Below are 17061 nucleotides of genomic sequence, written 5' to 3' on the forward strand. Positions count from 1 at the left end.
ACTCTCAATGGTTTGGTGGCGATAGCGAAGAGGTCACACCCGTTCCCATGCCGAACACGGAAGTTAAGCTCTTCAGCGCCGATGGTAGTCGGGGGTTTCCCCCTGTGAGAGTAGGACGCCGCCAAGCTATTATTACGGTAAAGGCAGCTCATCATGAGCTGCCTTTTTTGTTTATAAGTATTGCTTCAGGAATTTAGAAACGTAATACGGAAATTTGCGTTCCGTGACCTCTAAGAACCGTCGGATCATCACATAATCATCACTGACATGCTGTGTCAGCAGTTCATACCACCACTCCGTTTCATATCTTGCAATCATCCCGATATTGTAGAGGACCAAATAATGAATAATCATTTCCGGAAGATGCAGGAAGTGATCACGCTGAGAGGGAATGTAATATTGATTTTTCTCCAAGTGAAACAATAAATTTGGAGAAGACCAAGGTTCTCTTTCTATCGGGTCAGCCTCAAAAACCAAGTGGTTATGGTCTTTCCTCAGAAAAGACCATTTCAAATGATGGCTGATATATTCAGCAAAGCGGGAATCAGACATATTGTAATGAATCACCGCATGCTCAGGCACTGAAATAAGGTCATCTTTCAGCTCTACTTGGGTCAGCCAATTCTTTTTCTCTTGGAAGTAAAAGACAGTATGCAATTCAGGTATGGCTGTCAGCAATTTCTTCATTGTGTACCGTTCTTCCTCAAGACCAGCTATTCCGAATAAGTGCTTCATTACATGAATACATAAGCCATTGCGCTGCACCTTCACTTCATCATCCCTAAAGGAGTAATTTTGCTTTTTGCGTTTCCGGGCAGTCACGCCATGTGCGAGTACTGAAGCGTGGCTTGGATAGCTTGGATCTGTGGTCAGAAGGCAGGCTTTCAGCAATTGTGACATCCCGTAAAACAACAGAATAGGCTTAATTTCTAAAGGTGAAAGAGATGCCTGCTTATAGAAGGACTCGGCGTGTTTGATAAAGAATATGAAGCGCTCACTGTTCTTAAACGCATATCGTTTTGGTTCTTCCATGCCGCTTTCTGTATAGACTTTGCTTAGAAATTTTTGGGAAGATTCTACGGAATAAAATAATGATAACTCTTTCCACTCATGATCTCTCATATGTATTTTTAAACCCTTTCCTTTATCTAAATATTTCAACTCTTTTTCGCTTCCTTGACATGCTGTTTTCTAGTTGATAATCTACATATAATATTTTGCCGAAAAGAGGGGGATTTACTAATGTGGGAAAGTAAATTTTCAAAAGAAGGCTTAACGTTCGATGATGTACTGCTCGTACCGGCTCAATCAGACGTACTTCCGCGTGATGTGGATTTATCTGTTGAACTGACAAAAACGTTAAAGCTTAATATTCCTGTCATCAGTGCGGGAATGGATACAGTAACAGAATCAGCTATGGCGATTGCGATGGCCAGACAGGGCGGCTTAGGCATTATCCATAAAAACATGTCCATCGAACAGCAGGCTGAACATGTTGACAAAGTCAAACGTTCTGAACGGGGCGTTATTACAAATCCCTTCTTTTTAACACCTGATCATCAAGTATTCGATGCGGAGCATTTGATGGGGAAATACAGAATTTCCGGTGTTCCGATCGTAGATAATAAAGACGATCAAAAGCTTGTCGGTATCATTACAAACCGTGATCTTCGCTTTATCTCTGATTATTCAATGAAAATCAGTGATGTCATGACAAAAGAAGAGCTGGTTACGGCTCCTGTGGGAACCACATTAGACGAAGCAGAAAAAATCTTACAGAAACATAAAATTGAAAAACTTCCATTAGTGGATGACCAAAACAAATTAAAAGGTCTTATCACGATCAAAGATATTGAAAAGGTTATCGAATTCCCGAATTCATCTAAAGATGAACACGGACGCCTTATTGTCGGCGCTGCGGTAGGCGTGACAGGCGATACAATGACACGCGTCAGCAAGCTTGTTGAAGCGAATGTCGACGTTATCGTGGTTGATACGGCTCACGGACATTCCAGAGGCGTACTGAACACAGTTGCGAAAATCCGTGAAACATATCCTGAACTGAACATTATCGCAGGAAATGTTGCAACGGCTGAAGCGACAAAAGCTCTGATTGAAGCCGGAGCAAATATTGTCAAAGTGGGAATCGGGCCTGGTTCTATCTGTACGACACGCGTCGTTGCAGGTGTAGGCGTACCGCAGATCACTGCCATTTATGATTGTGCCACTGAAGCGAGAAAACACGGCGCGACAATTATCGCAGACGGCGGTATTAAATTCTCCGGAGATATTACGAAAGCGTTGGCTTCAGGCGGACATGCCGTAATGCTCGGAAGCCTGCTTGCCGGTACTTCAGAAAGCCCGGGAGAGACTGAAATCTATCAGGGCAGAAGATTTAAAGTATATCGCGGTATGGGTTCTGTCGCTGCCATGGAAAAAGGCAGTAAAGACCGATATTTCCAAGAAGAAAATAAGAAATTCGTCCCTGAAGGTATCGAAGGACGGACTCCGTACAAAGGTCCTGTAGAAGAAACAGTGTATCAGCTTGTCGGCGGTCTTCGTTCAGGTATGGGATATTGCGGTTCAAAAGACTTGCGCGCTCTAAGAGAAGAGGCTCAATTCATCCGTATGACAGGTGCCGGTCTTCGTGAAAGTCATCCGCATGATGTCCAAATTACGAAAGAATCACCAAACTACACAATCTCATAATTGTTACAAATAAAAAACATTTGACAGGGTCGCTGACTCTGTCTATTTTTTTTATATCGAGTGTGATAAAATTTATACTGTTGTGTTTTGAATTTGAATATGTCCTTAACGGCTTAATTATAGATTTAAAATGAATGACGGAGGTCGTAAGATTGAACATCACGAAATGGAAACAGCTGTTGGTGTCATTAGTGGTACTGGCACTGGCCGCAACTTGCTTTGTTCCGATGTCTAAAGCGGAGGCAGCCGGCAATGACCCGATTGATGTCAACGCATCAGCTGCGATAATGATTGAGGCTTCATCGGGAAAAATTTTATACAGTAAAAATGCAGACAAAAGACTGCCGATTGCCAGCATGACAAAAATGATGACTGAATATCTGCTTCTGGAAGCCATTAAAGAAGGAAAAGTGAAATGGGACCAAACGTATACTCCAGATGATTATGTCTATGAAATTTCTCAAGACAACAGTTTATCAAACGTCCCCCTTCGAAAAGACGGCAAATACACGGTTAAAGAACTGTATCAGGCCATGGCGATTTACTCTGCTAACGGAGCCGCGATTGCAGTTGCCGAAATTCTTGCCGGAACTGAAACGAAATTTGTCGCTGAAATGAATGCGAAAGCCAAAGAATTAGGCATGACAAACTATGATTTTAAAAATGCCACAGGGCTTGTGAATGAAGACCTTCACGGCAAGCAGCCGCAAGGAGAAGGCGTTAAAGAAGAGAGTGAAGTTTCTGCTAAAGACATGGCGCTTCTTGCAGACCGCCTGATCACTGATTATCCGGAAGTTCTCAAAACAACAAGCATCGCTAAAACGAAATTCAGAGCCGGCACTGATGATGAAATGGACATGCCGAACTGGAACTTCATGTTAAAAGGTCTTGTTTCTGAATACCCTGGCGTTGACGGCTTAAAAACGGGTTCTACTGATTCTGCGGGATCTTGTTTTACAAGCACAGCACAGCGGAACGGAATGCGGGTCATCACCGTTGTATTAAACGCAAAAGGCAACCTGCATACCGGACGTTTTGATGAAACGAAAAAAATGCTCGATTACGCATTTAACAGCAATTTCTCAATGAAAGATCTTTACCCTGAAGGCTCTCAAGTAAAAGGGCACAAAACGGTTGACGTTGAAAAAGGGAAAGACAAGCAAGTTGATATTGTTACTGACAAGGCGCTTTCTATTCCTGTGAAAAGCGGGGATGAAAAGAACTATAAAGCCGAAGTGAATATAGATAAAAAAGAAATCACGGCTCCTGTGAAAAAGGGAACGAAAGTCGGAACGCTGACAGTTACATACAAAGGCAGTGACAAAGACTATGGATTCCTCAAATCCAAAGAGTTCAGCGTGAATCTTGTAACGAAAAATGATGTAGATAAAGCAAACTGGTTTGTTCAGATGATGCGCGGCATCGGCGGATTCTTCTCCGGTATCTGGAACAGCGCCGTTGACACGGTAACAGGCTGGTTTTAAGAAATAAGAAAGAGCTCTGATGAAAGTTAGGGCTCTTTTGCTTAATATACTGAAAAAACCAAATTATTAGTAAAAAAATGATATCTATCTTATTTATCTCGCTGTAAAATAAGAATACCCATATGAAATATTGTATTTCTGGGATACAATAAGAGATAGACATTATCTAACTATACATTGACTAGGGGGACCAAATAATGGCTCAAACAGGTACTGATCGTGTAAAACGCGGCATGGCGGAAATGCAAAAAGGCGGCGTCATCATGGACGTTGTAAATGCTGAACAAGCGAAGATTGCGGAAGAGGCGGGAGCTGTTGCCGTAATGGCGTTAGAACGCGTTCCGGCTGATATTCGCGCTGCCGGCGGTGTTGCCCGCATGGCTGATCCGACAATCGTTGAAGAAGTAATGAATGCTGTATCCATTCCCGTAATGGCAAAAGCGCGTATCGGACATATCGTTGAAGCGCGTGTCCTTGAAGCAATGGGGGTAGATTACATCGATGAAAGTGAAGTTCTGACTCCGGCTGACGAAGAATTTCATTTAAATAAAAATGAATATACAGTCCCGTTCGTATGCGGCTGCCGTGATCTCGGCGAAGCAACTCGTCGTATCGCCGAAGGAGCTTCCATGCTTCGTACAAAAGGCGAACCGGGAACAGGAAACATTGTGGAAGCTGTCCGCCATATGAGAAAAGTAAACGCGCAAGTGCGCAAAGTTGTTGCGATGAGCGATGATGAGCTGATGACTGAAGCTAAAAACCTCGGCGCTCCTTATGAACTGCTTCTTCAAATCAAACGTGACGGCAAACTGCCTGTAGTGAACTTTGCTGCCGGCGGAGTAGCGACGCCTGCTGACGCGGCATTGATGATGCAGCTTGGCGCTGACGGCGTATTTGTCGGTTCAGGTATTTTCAAATCAGACAACCCTGCTAAATTCGCCAAAGCAATTGTTGAAGCAACGACTCATTACACAGACTACAAACTGATCGCTGAGCTTTCTAAAGAATTAGGCACAGCAATGAAAGGAATCGAAATCTCAAATCTATTGCCGGAACAGCGTATGCAAGAACGCGGCTGGTAAAACCATAGGAGAGCTGGAAGCATGTTAACAATTGGTGTACTTGGACTTCAAGGAGCAGTAAGAGAACATATTCGTTCAATTGAAGCATGTGGTTCAAAAGGTGTCGTCATTAAGCGTCCTGAACAGCTGAATGACATCGACGGCTTAATCCTGCCGGGAGGGGAAAGCACGACAATGCGGCGTTTAATGGATACGTATCATTTTATGGAGCCGCTTCGCGAGTTTGCCGCCCAAGGCAAGCCGATGTTCGGCACATGCGCCGGTCTGATTATCTTAGCCAAAGAGATAGCGGGAACGGATAATGCTCATTTAGGGCTGTTGAACGTTGTTGTCGAGCGTAATTCCTTTGGCCGTCAGGTCGACAGCTTTGAAGCTGATCTGACGATTAAAGGCCTTGATGAGCCGTTTACGGGTGTATTTATTCGCGCACCGCATATTTTAGAAGCCGGAGAAGATGTTGAAGTGCTTTGTGAGCATAACGGACGCATCGTGGCTGCAAAGCAGGGAAATTTCCTCGGCTGCTCGTTCCATCCTGAACTGACGGATGATCACCGGGTGACAGAGCTGTTTGTGAAGATGGCGGAAAAGCATAAGCAGGAAACAGCTGTATAAAACAGTTGAAAACCGCTGATACTTATAGTACATTATAATCACAAATAAAGATCGAAAAGCGTTGACAGGAAGCAGTAGGGAGCCCCTCTTTCAAAGAGAGCCGATGGGTGGTGCGAATCGGTGAAAGATGCTGTCCGAATCCGTCCTTGAGCGAAATGCTGAAAACAAGTAGGCATTTACGGGAAAACCGTTATGTGTTAAAGCGGGAAGCAAGTGTGAGCTTGTTTTCAATCAGGGTGGCAACGCGAGAGCTCTCGTCCCTTTTAGGGGATGAGGGCTCTTTTTTATTTTCGATAAAAACAGATAGGAGTTGTTAGGCATGATTGATACGAAGGTGCTGAGAGCCAATTTTCAAGAGGTAAAAGCGAAGCTCATTCCAAAAGGCGAAGACTTATCTGACTTTGACAAGTTTGAAGAGCTGGATGAAAAGAGAAGAGAGCTTATCGGTAAAGTAGAAGAACTGAAGGGAAAACGCAATGAAGTGTCTCAGCAGGTCGCCGTTTTGAAACGGGAGAAAAAAGACGCTGATCATATTATTAAAGAGATGCGTGAAGTAGGCGAAGAAATTAAGAAGCTTGATGAAGAGCTTCGTACTGTCGAAACGACGCTCGAAACCATCCTTCTGTCTATTCCGAACATCCCGCACGATTCAGTGCCCGTCGGAGAAACGGAAGATGATAACATTGAAATTCGCAAGTGGGGAGAGGCGCCGGCATTTTCATATGAGCCGAAACCGCATTGGGATATCGCAGACCGCTTAAACATTCTTGATTTCGAACGCGCTTCAAAAGTAACAGGCAGCCGGTTTGTGTTTTATAAAGGATTAGGCGCCCGCCTCGAACGCGCGCTCTACAACTTTATGCTGGATCTTCACGTGGATGAATATGATTACACGGAAGTCATTCCTCCTTATATGGTAAACCGTACGAGCATGACAGGTACGGGACAGCTTCCTAAATTTGAAGAGGATGCTTTTAAAATCAGAGAAGAGGATTATTTCTTAATTCCGACGGCGGAAGTGCCGATTACAAATATGCACCGCGATGAAATCTTATCCGGTGAGAACCTGCCGATCAATTATGCCGCGTTCAGCGCCTGCTTCCGTTCAGAAGCGGGATCCGCCGGCCGTGATACACGCGGTTTGATCCGTCAGCATCAGTTCAACAAGGTTGAGCTTGTAAAGTTCGTGAAGCCGGAAGATTCTTATGAGGAGCTTGAAAAACTGACAAATCAAGCTGAGCGGGTGCTTCAGCTGCTTGAACTGCCGTATCGCGTCATGAGCATGTGTACCGGTGATCTCGGCTTTACAGCTGCGAAAAAGTACGATATTGAGGTTTGGATTCCAAGCCAAGACACATATCGTGAAATTTCTTCTTGCAGCAACTTTGAAGCCTTCCAGGCAAGGCGTGCGAACATTCGTTTCAGACGCGAAGCGAAAGGCAAGCCGGAGCATGTGCATACATTAAACGGTTCAGGTCTTGCAGTCGGCCGAACAGTAGCTGCCATCTTGGAAAACTACCAGCAGGAAGACGGAAGTGTCATCATTCCTAAAGTGCTTCGTCCTTATATGGGAAATAAAGAAGTCATCAAACCATAAAAAGGTGCGCCCTAGAGGCGCGCCTTTTTTGCTGCCCGGTATAGAGCGGCGGCATTCCGAGCTGTGCTTTCAAGGTTAAAACGGCCGGATGCTAAGGCGTCTTCAAGACTTACAGGGCCGGGCACGATAGAAAATACAGCTGTTATTCCTGCGCTGTAAACATGCTCGAAATTTTTGCCTAAGGAGCCCGCCAATGCGATAACGGGAATTTCTTGAGCGGCTGCGCGTGAGGCGATCCCGGCGGGGGTTTTACCGAATATCGTTTGTCCGTCAATCTGGCCCTCTCCGGTAATGACAAGGTCAGCATCTCTTATCTGATCTGAGAAGGACAGTGTATCTAATACAACGTCAATCCCGCTTTGAAGTTCTGCCTGTAAGAAAGCGATCAGTCCAGCGCCCAGCCCACCTGCGGCGCCCGCGCCTTTTACGGTATCCGCTTCGATATCGTGCTGACGTCTCAATACATCAGCGAAATGGCGTAAATTGCGATCCAATACAACTTTAGTCTTCTCGGACGCCCCTTTTTGCGGGCCGAAGACATATGACGCGCCGTTTTCACCGGTCAGGGGATTTTCGACATCACATGCGGCACGAAAACGGATATGTTTCAAATCAGGGGAGAGCCCGCTTATATCAATAGAAGCTAGGGTGTGCAGAGCGCCTCCGCCGTCAGGTATCTCCTGACCTTCCTCATTTAAGAAACGCACACCGAGCGCGCTCGCCATTCCTGTTCCGCCGTCATTGGTTGCACTCCCGCCAAGCCCGATGATGATCTCACTCGCCCCGCGGGAGGCTGCATCTGCTATTAGTTCACCCGTTCCTCTTGTCGTTGTGTTCAACGGATCTCTGAGGTGGCGGGGAACGAGATGGAGACCCGATGCTTCCGCCATTTCAATGACTGCCGTGCGTCCGTCTCCCAGAAGTCCATATGCGGCGTTTACCGGTGTTCCCAGCGGACCGGTCACAGTTTTTTTGATGATGCTTCCGCCAGTGGCATCCGTCAAAGCCTGAACGGTTCCTTCTCCGCCATCAGCCGCGGGTATCTTGGTATATTCCGCGTCAGGGAAGACCGCTTTGAATCCTTTTTCTATGCTGTCAGCTGCTTCTTTTGATGTCATGCTTTCTTTGAAAGAATCGGGTGCAATGATGATTTTCATTATGTTCTCCACCTTTATGAGCAGGTTATCTGTTTGAATCTATTCTTGATTTTTATTGTGTTTTCCTGCCCGTATGGCATACTGAGGTTGAATTGGACGCAAGACTTTTGTATGATAGTAAAGCTGACGGAAAAGCTGTTTAAGAAATGAAATAAAAAATATGAAAAAGCGCTTGACTGAAATCTGGGTCATGTGGTATATTATTAAATGTCGATACGGAGGAATACCCAAGTCTGGCTGAAGGGATCGGTCTTGAAAACCGACAGGGGTGTCAAAGCCCGCGGGGGTTCGAATCCCTCTTCCTCCGCCATATTGATTTTAAACCTAATGAAACTCGAGCATATATTGGAGATTGTTTTGTCCGCTGCATGTAATGCAGCGGATTTTTTATATGCAAAAAAAGCGATTTTCTCTGTTCGGGGAAAATCGCTTTGCTATTTTTATTTGTTTCTGTTTTCGTTGATCACGTGACTGATTTTTTCGATCAAAGGTTCCAGTGACTGTTCATCAGCTTCAAGGTCATAATCTTCAATGCGTACTTTCAGCACAGGGCAGGCGTTAAAACCGCTGATCCAGTCTTCGTACCGTGTATACATCTCTTCCCAATAAGAGCGGTTTGTCTGCAGCTCCATCTCGCGGCCCCGCTTTTCAATCCGGCTTATAATGTATTCAAGGTCGCCTTCTAAGTAGATCAAAACATCAGGATGCGGGAAATACGGCGTCATGACCATCGCCTCAAATAGGCTTGTGTATGTTGTGTAATCTGTCAGCGACATGGTTCCTTTATCCGCATGCATTTTTGCGAATATGCCTGTATCTTCATAAATCGAACGGTCCTGCACGAATCCGCCGCCTGATTCAAACATGTTTTTCTGCTCTTTGAACCGCTCAGCCAGAAAATAAATTTGCAAATGGAAGCTCCAGCGTTCAAAATCGTGATAAAACTTCTCTAAATAAGGGTTTTCATCCACTTCCTCAAGTGAGGTATGAAACCCGAGCCGTTTTGCTAAAGCTTTGGTCAAAGTCGATTTTCCGACTCCTACCGTTCCTGCTACTGTTATAATGGCATTGTTTGGAATATGAATGTCTTTCATTTAATAAGCTCCTTTACCTGACGGGCAATTCTTTCATAGTCTGTCTTATTCAAAACAAAGTCTTCAGTATCACCGTCAATGGTCAGTACAGATATATCCGGATCTTCTTCCTGAAGCTGTCTGATGGCTGTGTCGTAATCTGCAATGAGATGTTCCAGATATTGATGTTCGATATTTTTTTCAAACGGGCGCCCGCGTTTTTCAATGCGTTGAAGCAATGTCGGCAGGCTTGCCTTTATGTATACAATGATATTCGGCTTCGGCAGGTCGTGAGTGAGCAGATGATAGATCTGCTTATACTTCTCAAGCTTTTGGCCGTGCAATGTACGCTCTGCGAAAATAACATTTTTATAAATATGATAATCGGACAAAACGGGCTGTCCTTGTTTTAAATAATCTCGATCGGTGTCTTCAAGCTGTTTATACCTGTGACATAGAAAAAACATTTCAAGCTGGAAACTCCACTCCTCGATATTGTCATAAAACTTATCGAGATAAGGGTTGTCTTCCACAATCTCATTAATCATAGGAAAACCGAGCTCTTCAGAAAGCATTGTAGCGAGTGTCGTTTTTCCTGCCCCGATAGGACCTTCTACCGCGATAAAAGGGGCTCTGTTCATTGAAAATCCTCCTTAATTCTGCAAACATCCGTCAGCTGCCGGCCTTTATATTGTATCACACTCACAGAAAAGCCCATGAAAAAAGACGCTTCCAATTAACGAAACGTCTCTTTTACAATATGAAATTGATCGCCGAGCAAAAGCCAGTTTTGCGGGAAAGAAAGGCCGAGTTTCCAATAGCTGATTCCTCTTAAATGAAGTTCTTTAATTAAATTGAATTTCGCTTGAATGGATCGTGCGTCTTCAAACCATACTTCATGCCGTTTCTGATTTGCATCCGTGTATCGGAAGAAGGGAGCCTGGGCGGTTTCGTCATATTGAATGTCGACTTTATAGCGTGCGGCCAGAGCGATTGCCTGCTGAGGACTGACGGCTTTCGCTGTCGTTCCCTGTTTAAAAGGCAGTGTCCAATCATAGCCGTACATATTCTGACCCATGACGATTTTTGAAGAAGGCATTTCCGTCAGCGCGTACTCAATGACATTTCTTACAGGGCCGATAGGTGATACGGCCTGAGCCGGGCCTCCGCTGTACCCCCACTCATATGTCATAATCACGACAAAATCGACGATTTCTCCATGTGCCCTATAGTCATGAGCTTCGTACCATTTGCCGGCCTGAGTCGCGCTCGTTTTCGGAGCAAGCGCCGTTGAAATCTTCCAGCCTTCCCGATGAAAAATCGTTCTCGCTTCACGTAAAAATCGATTGTAAGCTTCCCTGTCCTGTGGACGTAAATATTCGAAATCAAAGTGAATATCGCGAAAGCCGTACTTTTTAGCCGTGGAGACGATTTCCTGAAAGAGTTTTGTTTTCACTGTATTGTCATTCAAGATGAGCCGCCCGAGTTCATCGCTGAATGCGTCATTTTCAAGGTTGGTGATGATCATCATCAGAGTGGTGTTGTGCCTGTCACTGATGCTTTTTAAATTGGTCAGAGGCGGTTCCTTTAAAGTCCCGTTCCGCTGCACTTGAAAACTGAATGCGCCGAGGTATGTTAAATAAGGAGAGGCCTCCCTTGCCGCCTGCTGCAGATTAGCGCTTACGCTCGTTCCCCGCGGTTCTATATATGCGTTTGATTCGATATCGGGCTTATTCGCCTGCTGCGGAATGTAAAGGCGGGTTCCGACTCTCAATGTGGTGCCGGGCTGAATTCCGTTCACCCTCGCAAGCTCCGCGGCCGATATATGGAAACGGCCGGCGATTGACGCGAGAGTATCACCTTGTTTTACTTCGTAATATTGACCCTCAATCGGGATGACAAGGGTTTGTCCGACAACCAATGTATTGGGATTAGGCAGTTTATTTGCTTCCGCAATGACATTTGCGGCTGTCCGGTAGCGCGCCGCAATAGCGGAAAGCGTGTCGCCCCGTTTCACTATATAGATCTGAATGAAAAACGCCTCCTTTCATATCCGCTATCAAATATATGAAAAAAGGAGGCTGATCATGTTTATTTTTCGGCGGTAATTTGTTTTTCCGTGGTTATTTCTGCGAAGAGAACATTCTCCATCATGGTCAAAGCGAAATCATTGTCTTCGTCGTTATTGGAAGCGGTGCAGTCTTTCGGAATGGCAATGCTGTATTCTCTCATATAGGCGTCGTTGGCCGTGAACAGCACACAAATGTTTCCGGCAATCCCCGTGATGATTAATCGGTTCACTTGTAATTCGGTCAGAAGGGTGTGAAGCGCCGTTTCGTAAAAAGCGGAATGCTTCGGTTTAATGAGAAAATAATCATCCGGCTGAGGCGAAATATCTTTTATAATGGAGGCGCTTCTGTCGTTGCTGCATTCCTCCCTGATGGCATCAATATCAGCCTTCCAGAGCCCGTAATGATCATTAATATAAATAATCGGCCAGTTGCTTTGTTTTGCATGCTTCTTTAATGATAAAATACGGGGGACAATTTGTTTGGTTTTTTCAGCAAGACGTTCGCCCATATCAAATTGAAAATTGTTGATCATATCGACAATCAGAAGGGCTGTGTTGTTAGGTTCAGACAATACCGGCAACTCCTTTCTGCTGGGGTATTCCTATTTTAACCTTTATGAGACATGAAAAAACTTAAGAAGAGAGCTCGAACCTATGAATGATGAATATTATATGAGAGAAGCCATAAAAGAAGCGAAGAAAGCCGAAGCGAAAGGTGAAGTGCCGATCGGAGCAGTTCTTGTTCTGCACGATGAGATCGTGGCGCGGGCGCATAATCTGCGGGAGACTGAACAGAGGTCGCTTGCCCACGCCGAAATGCTGGCGATAGACGAAGCGTGCCGTAAGCTGGGGACATGGAGACTTGAGGATGCCGTTCTTTATGTCACTTTGGAGCCGTGTCCGATGTGCGCGGGAGCCGTCGTGCTTTCGAGAGTCGATAAGGTCGTATTCGGCGCATTTGATCCCAAGGGGGGCTGTACAGGAACGCTGATGAACCTCTTGCAGGAAGAGCGGTTCAACCACCAAGCGGAAGTGGTGAGCGGCGTGCTCGGAGAAGAGTGCGGAGAAATGCTCAGCGCTTTTTTCAGAAAGCTGCGCCGGCAAAAGAAAGACATGAGGAAAAAGTTGTCTGAGTAGTACGGTTGCATTTTCTGCCTGAAGCAGATATACTTATGTGTGCATCATGAATGATGCGCATATCAAAATTTGATATTTATTTTGCCGTGCTAAGCGGGGAGGTAGCGGTGCCCTGTACCCGCAATCCGCTCTAGCGGGGCCGAATCCCTTCTCGAGGTTCGTTTACTGTAAGGTCTGCCTTAAGTAAGTGGCGTTGACGTCTGGGTCCTGCGCAATGGGAATTCATGAACCATGTCAGGTCCGGAAGGAAGCAGCATTAAGTGAAACCTCTCATGTGCCGCAGGGTTGCCTGGGCTGAGCTAACTGCTTAAGTAACGCTTAGGGTAGCGAATCGACAGAAGGTGCACGGTAAATCAATCATCAAATTTCAGACTCACCTGTTTATGGCAGGTGAGTTTTTTCGTATATGAAAAACGGGTTTTGGCGTTAAAAGCACGTTCATGTATAATAAACATGATGAATAACAGAGGAGGGCGCATCCTGTGGGTTACCAAGCTTTATATCGAGTATTTAGGCCTCAGCAGTTTGAAGATGTGGTCGGACAGGAACACATTACGAAAACGCTGCAAAATGCCCTTTTGCAAAAGAAATTTTCTCATGCATATCTGTTTTCTGGACCGCGGGGAACGGGAAAAACCAGTGCAGCTAAAATATTTGCGAAAGCAGTCAACTGTGAGCACGCCCCTGTAGAAGAACCGTGCAATGAGTGCGCGGCGTGCAAGGGGATCACAAATGGCTCTATATCAGATGTGATTGAAATAGATGCGGCGTCGAATAACGGCGTAGACGAAATCCGCGACATCCGTGACAAAGTAAAATTCGCCCCGTCGGCCGTTACTTACAAGGTATATATTATAGATGAGGTGCATATGCTCTCTATCGGCGCATTCAATGCGCTTCTGAAAACGCTGGAAGAACCGCCGGCACATTGCATTTTCATATTAGCTACGACTGAGCCTCATAAGATTCCTTTAACCATTATCTCCAGATGTCAGCGTTTTGACTTCAAACGGATTACATCCAAAGCAATTGTCGGACGAATGAAGACAATCGTCGATGCAGAGCAGCTGAAGGTGGAAGAAGGAGCCCTTGATATCATAGCGAGTGCTGCGGACGGAGGAATGAGGGACGCGCTGAGCCTGCTCGATCAAGCTGTATCATTCAGCGGCGAGGAGCTGTCGGTGGATGACGCTTTGCTCATTACCGGAGCCGTTTCTCAGCACTATATTGGAAAACTGGCATCTGCTCTACACCGCAAACAGGTTTCCGAGGCATTGGAAACACTGAATGAATTGCTCCAGCAGGGGAAAGATGCGGCCAAACTGATTGAAGATATGATTTTCTATTTCAGGGATATGCTCTTGTACCAGGCCGCTCCCGGTTTAGAAGGAGTCCTGGAGAAGGTGAAGGTCGATGAAACGTTTCGGAATCTGAGCGGTGACATACCGGCCCCCGCTTTATATGAGATGATTGATATCCTGAATAAAAGCCATCAGGAAATGAAGTGGACGAACCACCCAAGAATCTTTTTTGAAGTGGCTGTCGTGAAAATATGCCAGACGGCACAGCAATCCGCCGGAGACATCCCTGAGGTCGGCATGCTGATGAATAAGATCCAGCAGCTTGAGCAGGAAGTAGAAAGGCTGAAAACCTCCGGTGTGAAGGTTCAGATGGAAAGCGCTCCGAAAGAAGCTCCGCGTCCTCAAAAAGGCGGAAAAAGCCATTATAAAGCCCCGGTCGGAAGAATTCATGAGATATTGAAGGAAGCCACAAGACCTGATCTTGAACAGCTTAAAAGCAGCTGGGGCAAGCTGCTGGCACACCTGAAACAGCAGAATAAGGTATCTCATGCGGCTCTTTTGAATGACAGTGAACCGGTGGCCGCTGCTCAAAAGGCATTTGTGCTTAAATTTAAATACGAAATCCATTGTAAAATGGTTGCAGAAGACAATAACGGAGTCCGTACGAATCTTGAACAGATTCTCGAATCAATGCTCGGGAAAAGAATGGATTTGATTGGCGTTCCGGAAGCACAATGGGGTAAAATAAGAGAAGAATTTTTAAATGATCACCAGCAGGAAAGTGAAGGATCAAACGAACCGGCTGAAGAAGATCCGCTGATTGCAGAGGCGAAAAAACTTGTCGGAGCGGATTTAATCGAAATAAAAGACTAATAAGATGAAAGAGAGTGATTGAATATGCGTGGCGGAATGGGAAACATGCAAAAAATGATGAAACAAATGCAAAAAATGCAAAAGGATATGGCGAAGGCTCAGGAGGAACTTGCTGAAAAAGTGCTTGAAGGCACAGCGGGCGGCGGTATGGTGACTGTAAAAGTCAACGGCCAAAAAGAAGTTGTAGACGTTGCCATTAAAGAAGAAGTTGTTGATCCGGAAGATATCGAAATGCTTCAGGACCTGGTTCTTGCTGCGACAAACGACGCCCTCAAAAAAGTGGATGACATGACGAATGAGACAATGGGACAATTTACAAAAGGAATGAACATACCGGGTTTATTCTAGGGGGATAAATAAACATGCAGTATCCTGAACCAATATCAAAGCTGATTGACAGCTTTATGAAATTGCCAGGGATCGGACCGAAAACAGCGGTTCGTCTGGCTTTTTTTGTTCTAGGTATGAAAGAAGACACAGTATTGGATTTTGCTAAGGCGCTTGTCAATGCGAAGCGGAATCTGACATATTGCTCGATTTGCGGACATATTACAGATCAGGACCCTTGTTATATATGTGAGGACACAAGAAGGGATAAGTCTGTTATTTGTGTCGTGCAGGACCCTAAGGATGTGATCGCAATGGAGAAAATGAAGGAATATAACGGCCAGTATCATGTTCTTCACGGCGCGATTTCACCAATGGACGGCATCGGCCCGGAGGATATTAAGATTCCGGAGCTGCTGAAACGTCTTCAGGATGATCAAGTGACAGAAGTTATTCTCGCAACCAACCCTAATATTGAAGGGGAAGCAACAGCGATGTATATATCAAGGCTGTTAAAGCCCTCAGGCATCAAGCTCTCCCGTATTGCCCACGGTCTGCCCGTCGGCGGTGATTTGGAATATGCTGATGAGGTCACTCTTTCAAAAGCTCTTGAAGGAAGACGTGAATTGTAAGGGAGGAAAAGGCAAGGCATGGGTTTTCTTCGCAGAAATACATTAAGAAAAGAGTTTGACGAGAAGCTGATAGAACAGCTCTTTAAACAAAAAGAAGAATGGAACAGACAGAAGAGTCTGGTCGAGAAAAGTCTAGAGCCCTCCGCTGAAGTGTTGTTTGAGCTGAAAGTCGCTGAATCTAAGTACTTTTTTTATTTGAAAGAAGCGAAGCAGCGGAATTTGAAAATGAGCAGATGGAAGTAAGAGGTCTATTCTCCGGAATCTTCTCATAAGCTTGTACTAAACAAGCGAGGGGGAAGATTCATGGAGCCTTTTTTCATTATCGGTTTGATTGTCGGTCTGGTTGCTTTGCTTTTTTTATGGGGAGTATCTTCAAAACCGTTAAGGTGGATTGGTGTGACTGCCATTAAGTTTATTGCCGGCGCGATTCTGTTGGTGGGTGTGAACTTGTTCGGGGGCAGTCTCGGTATTCATATCCCTGTTAACCTGATTACAACGGGCATCAGCGGGATTCTGGGAATTCCCGGCATTGCGGCTTTGATAGTCATTAAACGCTTCATCATTTAATTTGTCGATTATTGTTGACATGTTGGATCATGGGTGGTATTCTAATATACGTCGCTGATGACGAAACGAATTCTTGAAAAAGAAATTTTAAAAAGTTATTGACGATACTGACACTGAGATGTTATAATAATTAAGTCGCTTCAAGAGCGATGGACAAAGTTCTTTGAAAACTAAACAAGACAAAACGTACCTGTTAATTCAAAGTTTTAAATAAATCGCACAGCGATGTGCGTAGTCAGTCAAACTAAGGTCTGCATGATGCAGATCACACAGACGTTACTGCAGGATGCAGTGAACTTAGTCTGTGATCCATTTATCGGAGAGTTTGATCCTGGCTCAGGACGAACGCTGGCGGCGTGCCTAATACATGCAAGTCGAGCGGACAGATGGGAGCTTGCTCCCTGATGTTAGCGGCGGACGGGTGAGTAACACGTGGGTA

17 protein-coding genes, 1 tRNA gene, 2 rRNA genes, 1 other RNA gene and 1 other annotated feature are annotated in these 17061 nt (G+C 45.2%); of the genes, 15 read left to right on the forward strand and 6 right to left on the reverse strand.

Going from position 1 to position 17061, the window contains the following annotated elements; all coding sequences use genetic code 11:
* The first annotated feature begins 11 nt into the window (after positions 1–11).
* Positions 12–127, forward strand: a 5S ribosomal RNA gene (gene rrf / locus OWN49_RS19175).
* Positions 128–171: 44 nt separating this feature from the next.
* Here the strand turns inward: rrf and OWN49_RS19180 are convergent.
* A complete protein-coding gene (locus OWN49_RS19180) occupies positions 172–1122 on the reverse strand; it encodes a YaaC family protein (RefSeq protein WP_077723124.1) in 951 nt (316 codons plus the stop codon).
* Positions 1123–1242: 120 nt separating this feature from the next.
* Here OWN49_RS19180 and guaB point away from each other — a divergent pair, with 120 nt between their 5' ends.
* The 5 genes from guaB (at position 1243) to serS (ending at position 7484) form a co-directional block, all read left to right on the forward strand.
* Positions 1243–2709, forward strand: coding sequence for an IMP dehydrogenase (guaB, locus tag OWN49_RS19185; protein WP_003150717.1), 1467 nt, complete (start codon positions 1243–1245; stop codon positions 2707–2709).
* Between the two features lie 152 nt (positions 2710–2861).
* The gene (gene dacA, locus OWN49_RS19190) at positions 2862–4193 is read left to right on the forward strand and encodes a D-alanyl-D-alanine carboxypeptidase (protein WP_077721682.1); all 1332 of its coding nucleotides are present in this window, start codon (positions 2862–2864) and stop codon (positions 4191–4193) included.
* A gap of 197 nt (positions 4194–4390) precedes the next feature.
* Entirely contained in the window at positions 4391–5275 is an 885-nt protein-coding gene (gene pdxS, locus OWN49_RS19195) for a pyridoxal 5'-phosphate synthase lyase subunit PdxS (protein WP_003150714.1), read from the forward strand.
* Positions 5276–5296: 21 nt separating this feature from the next.
* Positions 5297–5887: a pyridoxal 5'-phosphate synthase glutaminase subunit PdxT gene (gene pdxT, locus OWN49_RS19200; protein WP_007615126.1), complete on the forward strand. Its 591-nt coding sequence runs from the start codon at positions 5297–5299 to the stop codon at positions 5885–5887.
* Between the two features lie 52 nt (positions 5888–5939).
* Positions 5940–6152, forward strand: a binding site (T-box leader).
* 54 nt (positions 6153–6206) lie between these two features.
* Positions 6207–7484, forward strand: a complete 1278-nt coding sequence (serS, locus tag OWN49_RS19205; RefSeq protein ID WP_003150709.1) for a serine--tRNA ligase — start codon at positions 6207–6209, stop codon at positions 7482–7484.
* Positions 7485–7495: 11 nt separating this feature from the next.
* Here serS and OWN49_RS19210 read toward each other — a convergent pair whose 3' ends face one another.
* Positions 7496–8641, reverse strand: coding sequence for a glycerate kinase (locus tag OWN49_RS19210; protein ID WP_176283080.1), 1146 nt, complete (start codon positions 8639–8641; stop codon positions 7496–7498).
* A gap of 217 nt (positions 8642–8858) precedes the next feature.
* Between OWN49_RS19210 and OWN49_RS19215 the strand changes: the two genes are divergently transcribed.
* Positions 8859–8951: transfer RNA gene (locus OWN49_RS19215), tRNA-Ser, on the forward strand.
* Positions 8952–9081: 130 nt separating this feature from the next.
* Here OWN49_RS19215 and dck read toward each other — a convergent pair.
* The 4 genes from dck to OWN49_RS19235 all read right to left on the reverse strand — a co-directional run bounded on the left by dck (position 9082) and on the right by OWN49_RS19235 (position 12357).
* On the reverse strand, positions 9082–9735 hold the full coding sequence (gene dck, locus OWN49_RS19220; RefSeq protein ID WP_015388792.1) for a deoxyadenosine/deoxycytidine kinase: 654 nt from the start codon (positions 9733–9735) through the stop codon (positions 9082–9084).
* Complete coding sequence (dgk, locus tag OWN49_RS19225) at positions 9732–10355, reverse strand: deoxyguanosine kinase (protein WP_003150705.1); 624 nt, start codon at positions 10353–10355, stop codon at positions 9732–9734. Before dgk ends, dck begins: the two co-directional genes overlap by 4 nt.
* 95 nt (positions 10356–10450) lie before the next feature.
* Entirely contained in the window at positions 10451–11734 is a 1284-nt protein-coding gene (locus OWN49_RS19230) for a LysM peptidoglycan-binding domain-containing protein (RefSeq protein WP_032858525.1), read from the reverse strand.
* Positions 11735–11805: 71 nt separating this feature from the next.
* Positions 11806–12357, reverse strand: a complete 552-nt coding sequence (locus OWN49_RS19235; protein ID WP_014304186.1) for a cysteine hydrolase family protein — start codon at positions 12355–12357, stop codon at positions 11806–11808.
* Between the two features lie 82 nt (positions 12358–12439).
* Here OWN49_RS19235 and tadA point away from each other — a divergent pair, with 82 nt between their 5' ends.
* From tadA to OWN49_RS19275, 8 genes are all read left to right on the forward strand, one after another.
* The gene (gene tadA / locus OWN49_RS19240; RefSeq protein WP_007615141.1) at positions 12440–12922 is read left to right on the forward strand and encodes a tRNA adenosine(34) deaminase TadA; all 483 of its coding nucleotides are present in this window, start codon (positions 12440–12442) and stop codon (positions 12920–12922) included.
* An 84-nt stretch (positions 12923–13006) separates the two neighbouring features.
* An RNA gene (gene ffs, locus OWN49_RS19245) (signal recognition particle sRNA large type) lies at positions 13007–13271 on the forward strand.
* Between the two features lie 133 nt (positions 13272–13404).
* On the forward strand, positions 13405–15096 hold the full coding sequence (gene dnaX, locus OWN49_RS19250) for a DNA polymerase III subunit gamma/tau (RefSeq protein ID WP_003150701.1): 1692 nt from the start codon (positions 13405–13407) through the stop codon (positions 15094–15096).
* A gap of 24 nt (positions 15097–15120) precedes the next feature.
* Positions 15121–15444, forward strand: coding sequence for a YbaB/EbfC family nucleoid-associated protein (locus OWN49_RS19255; RefSeq protein WP_003150700.1), 324 nt, complete (start codon positions 15121–15123; stop codon positions 15442–15444).
* 14 nt (positions 15445–15458) lie between these two features.
* Positions 15459–16055, forward strand: a complete 597-nt coding sequence (gene recR, locus OWN49_RS19260; RefSeq protein ID WP_003150697.1) for a recombination protein RecR — start codon at positions 15459–15461, stop codon at positions 16053–16055.
* A gap of 18 nt (positions 16056–16073) precedes the next feature.
* Complete coding sequence (locus OWN49_RS19265) at positions 16074–16298, forward strand: YaaL family protein (protein WP_007408755.1); 225 nt, start codon at positions 16074–16076, stop codon at positions 16296–16298.
* Between the two features lie 60 nt (positions 16299–16358).
* Entirely contained in the window at positions 16359–16622 is a 264-nt protein-coding gene (locus OWN49_RS19270) for a pro-sigmaK processing inhibitor BofA family protein (RefSeq protein ID WP_003150686.1), read from the forward strand.
* A gap of 313 nt (positions 16623–16935) precedes the next feature.
* A 16S ribosomal RNA gene (locus OWN49_RS19275) occupies positions 16936–17061 on the forward strand; the annotation flags it as partial.

Origin of the sequence: Bacillus sp. NEAU-242-2, from assembly GCF_027853835.1 — a bacterium.
Classification (GTDB): domain Bacteria; phylum Bacillota; class Bacilli; order Bacillales; family Bacillaceae; genus Bacillus; species Bacillus velezensis.